This window comes from Paenibacillus sp. MY03 (genome assembly GCF_002165585.1).
In the GTDB taxonomy this organism is placed as follows: domain Bacteria; phylum Bacillota; class Bacilli; order Paenibacillales; family Paenibacillaceae; genus Pristimantibacillus; species Pristimantibacillus agaridevorans.
Window position 1 is genome coordinate 1 of sequence record NZ_MXQD01000122.1, and the last position, 1,544, is coordinate 1,544.

Below are 1,544 nucleotides of genomic sequence, written 5' to 3' on the forward strand. Positions count from 1 at the left end.
CAGAAATTTTGCAAAGAGCTAGCCTACCTAGATAGAGCCTACCGAAATGGCTATTCGTTGTTCTCGGATTCTCGTGGCACAAGTTGGGCCAAGGATTTTCATAAACAAAGTTGAGTTTCTGACAGAGGGTTGTACGTCAAAAGACACAAAAAGGCCATCCTCAAGTGAGCAACGACAATCCCTCCATTTTTTTAGGTGTGCCTGATTCAGTTGTGGGTGACTTTACCAATATAGGATGCGCTTTGGCTTTAATCGTTTTGGATGCTTACGTGGCCGGCCGCCCTTTTTGCGTCTACCTCGACTCGTTCGCTGCTTCGGCTTCTGTAAGTTCTCTAACATCTTCGACCATGGCTGCTCTAGATAGGCACGAAGCAGACAGATCCATTCGCCGCGTTTGTAGGTCGGTGCCACCTGCTGCCGGCAATGTTCCAGCAACATATAGGCAATGAGATGGAGATAAATTTGGTTCCAGACGGCTCGCGGCTTTGCACTGTAAATCTTCTTCAAACCCAGTTGTTGCTTCATAAATTTGAAGAACAGCTCAACCTTCCAACGGTAGCGGTACATCAGCGCAACGTCCTTAGCGGACACGTCCCAACGATTCGTAAGTACGCGAACACGGTGCATGTTCCCTTTGGAATCTACGTACGTGTAGACGACGAGCCGAAGCTGCTCACACGCGCCTGTATCGGGATGAGCCAATTCGACCACGGCATCTTGTTCCACATTAGACTCACAGGAGGCGTGTTTGCGAATCACCTTCATCTTGCTGTTTGCCTTAATGCGGGCTACAAAGCGAATGTTCTTTTGACTCCAGGTGACATACTGCCCGTAATCGAGATATCCCCGGTCTAACAAATATGTGACCTGCCTCTCTTTTAGCAAGACGCTGGTTACTTCTTTGTCCAGATCGGCCACGGTTGCTGTTGACAGCACGACGCGACTGGGGACGCCACTGGCTTCTCCCGTTAAATCCAAACGCACATGTAACTTGACTGCATTTTTGCCACTTTGTTGATACGCCCATTCGCCACGGACTTTCCCTAACGTGATCGAGGTGGCATCTACGGCTGCCAGTGCCCCCAGGTGCTTCATCGGCTGAGGTAAACCATAGTCGCTTGCATATTTCGCGATGAGTTCTTCGTAGATTTGCTTTAGCACGTCTGTGGGCAAATCATTCAATCGGCGATTGAGCGCCGAAGGATCAATCGACTCTAGGTCGGCCCAAGCCTGCATCCAAGGCGTACTTCCCAGATATTCAGCAATGCTTGCAACCGAGCGACATTGCCGCAAAATACCGAAGAGATATAAGAGCGATGTGTTCCCTGTAAATAATTTCTTGGCGTAAGCATCCTTCCACAATTGCGGAATGTGAGAGACAAACTCCCTTATTACTTGACGGATAACCGAATTCTTCGATACGATTGTATGCAAGAGGTTTCCTTTCCGTAGGGTTTGTCGTTACTCACTACGGTACAGGAACCTCTTCTTTTTGTAAAATTATCCTTTGTAATTAGCGGTTACGGTTCTTTGCAAAATTTCTG

The 1,544-nt window shown here is 48.2% G+C and carries 1 protein-coding gene; it reads right to left on the reverse strand.

Going from position 1 to position 1,544, the window contains the following annotated elements; genetic code table 11:
• Positions 1-222: 222 nt before the first annotated feature.
• Complete coding sequence (locus B1748_RS36185; protein WP_143810503.1) at positions 223-1,434, reverse strand: IS4 family transposase; 1,212 nt, start codon at positions 1,432-1,434, stop codon at positions 223-225.
• Between the last annotated feature and the right edge of the window lie 110 nt (positions 1,435-1,544).